Annotated in this window: 3 protein-coding genes; all 3 read right to left on the minus strand. The window is 36.6% G+C overall.

Annotation, left to right across the window (positions count from 1 at the left end):
* Positions 1-635 precede the first annotated feature (635 nt).
* Positions 636-1,550, minus strand: coding sequence for a hypothetical protein (locus tag C6988_RS10485; RefSeq protein WP_182135346.1), 915 nt, complete (start codon positions 1,548-1,550; stop codon positions 636-638).
* 129 nt (positions 1,551-1,679) lie between these two features.
* A complete protein-coding gene (locus tag C6988_RS10490; RefSeq protein WP_182135348.1) occupies positions 1,680-1,925 on the minus strand; it encodes an Lrp/AsnC family transcriptional regulator in 246 nt (81 codons plus the stop codon).
* Positions 1,926-1,927: 2 nt separating this feature from the next.
* A partial coding sequence (gene purF, locus C6988_RS10495; RefSeq protein WP_255464477.1) for an amidophosphoribosyltransferase occupies positions 1,928-3,365 on the minus strand: 1,438 nt, incomplete at its 5' end.

Genomic DNA, 3,365 nt, shown 5'->3' on the forward strand with positions numbered 1-3,365 from the left:
AGGAAAATCGTTTTACATCACAGTATGGGAGAAAAATGGTCGCTTTTCTTTAAGACATACTATGAAACAGTATTTTATGATCTTGGTGTGAAGGTAAAAACCGAAATAACTGAGAACACAATCATCTTGAATTTAGAAAATTTAAATTAATTAGGAAAAACCATGAAAAAAAGTCCTTAATTATCAAACTAAATGTTCTATGCACAAACGGCAATTGTTCTTGCAGAATGATTTGTAATTTGATGATGCATTTTAGCGTGAAGTTCTTCTTTGAATTCTAGGTTACAACGGTAACACTTCCATGCAGTCATCATGTTGTATATTATACAAATTTTGTATTTAACAAAGATGAACGATTTGTCTTTTTTAGAAAAATGGTTTTAGCAGACAAAAGCGTGGCAGTATGTTTTGCTCATCGTCATCTGGTGCTAAACCTAATCAATACATTACGAAATTTGCATTAAAGCACATGTGTTGTTATGATGAACATCTCACATAAGATTACAAATTAGACATTTTTCTCAATCACATTGAGAATATTGTTAATAGACATAACTTCTATTCCTAGAATTTTAGGTTTTATCATATAAAATATGATTAAATTATAATTCAAAAATAAAAAGGAAGGTAAGAATTTAGAGACCAAAAGTACAGTCTGTAGAGTCACCCTCTACTACTACCAATGTTATTGGAGTAAGGACTCCTTGACTAGCAGTACAACCATTTGCCAAGTTGCTAGTTGAACACGTAGCAAGAATACTAGTTCTGGTCGGTTCTACAAACAACTGTATTTCTCCATCTTCGTTTGTAAATCCTGAATCCTTAACATCTACTCCAGATGTACCAGATACTCTACAAAGTGCATCAGCAATAGAATTACCACTTGCATCTTGATAAATCACATTGACAGCTCCTGGAGGATCAAGAGGTATTACATCTCCAATACAAACTGCTGCTAAACTTCCATCACCATTGAATGCTGCATTTAGATCAAATGCCACACCATCAGGTGATGTTGGATGACCAGCTGTAAAGTCTTGTTCTGTACCAGTAATTGAATTTGTAAACTCGTCAGTTCCAATCTCAATTTCTTTGAGTTTGATCTTCTTTCCCTTTGCTTTTGTATCATCAGATGGTTCTTCAAATGTTAAAGCACCAACTGCTGCAAATTCACATCTGGGATGTGAAATTGGTTTTACTAGATGTGAATGCCATTCAGGACCACATAATCCAGCTGCTAATTGTTCTGGAGTACACAAAGCAAAAGTCGTTTCCTCATTATCAAAATCTTGAGCTTCACTATCATATGCACCTTGGTGAGATGTAACTACTATCACATCGCCATCAGTAAATATTGCATATCCACCAAAGACTTCTCCATTAACTGGAACTTTTTCTGCTAGTTTGAATTCAATTTTTTTGTATTCATCGTCATCAATTTTGATTTTGGTCTTTACTAGATCTGTAATTGCGTCAGCCATTATAGGAGAACTTACTAGAGCTACTGCAAATACAGCTGCTATAGAAGCTCCTAGAATTTTCTTATTCATTGGAGCCTTCGAGTGTGATTATCATATAAAGCTTGGAATCACAAAACCTCGAAATTGTGATACAATTATGAGAAATCCCAAGATTTTGCTATAGGTTTCTAGTCAAAAGAAATGTAGTGCGAATTAGTTTTACTTGCCGTCTTGTTCTGGAATTACAGATAGTGTTGTAGTTGATGTAACGTTTGGGATTTTTCTAATCTGTTTTGTAATAATGTCTTCAATTTCTTGTGAGTTTTTTGCCTCAATTTTTACAAAAATATCATAAACACCAAAGGTACCCTTTGCCTCTTTTACTTGGTCAATCTTTAGAATCTCGTGCATGACTTCCATCTCATGTGCCATTATGCTTTTTACTAAAACGTACGCAGTCTCCATTTCTATTCTCCTTTCATCTCAATGCGGCTTTTAAATTCTGGTGTAATGCCAAGTGATTCGTAATTTCCAGTAGCGCATGTAAAGCACATCGAATCTTTTGGAATGCCAACTGCATCTGCCAAGTTTTCTGCATCATTGTATCCCAAAAAGTCTGCACCAATATCAGAGCGAACCTTTTCTGTAATTGCTTCTTCTGATAGTTGCTTTCCTCCATCAAATGTTGCAAGCTCTTCTTGTGATGGAAAGTCAATTCCTGCATAACATGGAAAACGAATTGGAGGATATGTTATCACCATGCTAATTTTTTTTGCACCTGCACGTCGTAGTGCTTTGATGATTGCCTTGGAGCTAGTTCCTCTAACTAGACTATCATCAACTACTACAACATGCTTTCCTTCAATAATTTCTCTAATTGGAATAATCCACCTGTTAATTTCAATTCTATCGCTTTGGTGGGGCTCAATAAAGCTTCGCAGCGGTCCTTTCTTGCTGTATCTGTCTTTTAGTAATCCTTCATCAAATGAAACACCAAGCTCTTGTGCAAAACCTAGTGCAGCAGGTCTAGCAGAGTCAGGAACGGGTATTACCAAGTCAGCATCTTTGATTGGGAATTTTTTTGCCAAGTACTGACCGATTTTTTTTCTTGATAGATAGATGTTAGAGCCCTCCATGTTACTTGATGGATGTGCAAAGTATGTGAACTCAAATGAGCAATGTGCTCGTTTGTTGTCATCTGAGAACATTTCATTTTCAATTCCTGCAGAGCTGAGCTTGATTAGCTCACCTGGTTTTACATCACGCTCTAATCGTGCACCAATTGCAGAAAGAGCTGATGATTCAGATGCAACAATGTACGTGTTGCTGTCTTCTTTGTGACCTAGAACCATTGGACGAAATCCTTTAGGATCACGTGCTGCAAAAACAGAATTATCATCTGAGATAAATGTAAAACAATAAGAGCCTACCATCTCATTTTTGAGAATAGATAGTGCCTTTCCCATCTTGCCGTTCTCAGAGATTAATGAGACTAGGCGTTGTGCTGCAACCAAAGTGTCACTAGCATTTTGTGGAGTAAATGAACATCCTCCAACTAGGTTTGATAGCTCTTGCACATTTGCAATTGTTCCATTGTGTGCAATGCACAAGTCCTTTACCTTTAGTGGCTGTGCATTATCAAGGCTACTTTTACCAATTGTAGAATATCTGACATGTCCGATTACACAGGGAGATGAATATTCTTCTGCAATTTTTTTAAATTCTGATGAAGAGTTTGATACAAGGCCGAGTTTTTTGAGTGGAGGTTTATTTGGAATTGCAAGACCCCATGCTTCTTGTCCTCGATGTTGCAATGCACGAAGTGCATCTATTGCCATTGGAATTACGTTTACTCCTTCCAAGCTGTAAATTCCTACAACGCCACAGTTTTCTTTGACCTTAGGC

The sequence above is a fragment of the Nitrosopumilus sp. b1 genome, assembly GCF_014078545.1.
Classification (GTDB): domain Archaea; phylum Thermoproteota; class Nitrososphaeria; order Nitrososphaerales; family Nitrosopumilaceae; genus PXYB01.

Coding starts and splice junctions, on each gene's coding strand:
- C6988_RS10485 (WP_182135346.1), bottom strand. CDS start 1,550: ATGAATAAGAAAATTCTAGGAGCTTCTATAGCAGCTGTATTTGCAGTA.
- C6988_RS10490 (WP_182135348.1), bottom strand. CDS start 1,925: ATGGAGACTGCGTACGTTTTAGTAAAAAGCATAATGGCACATGAGATG.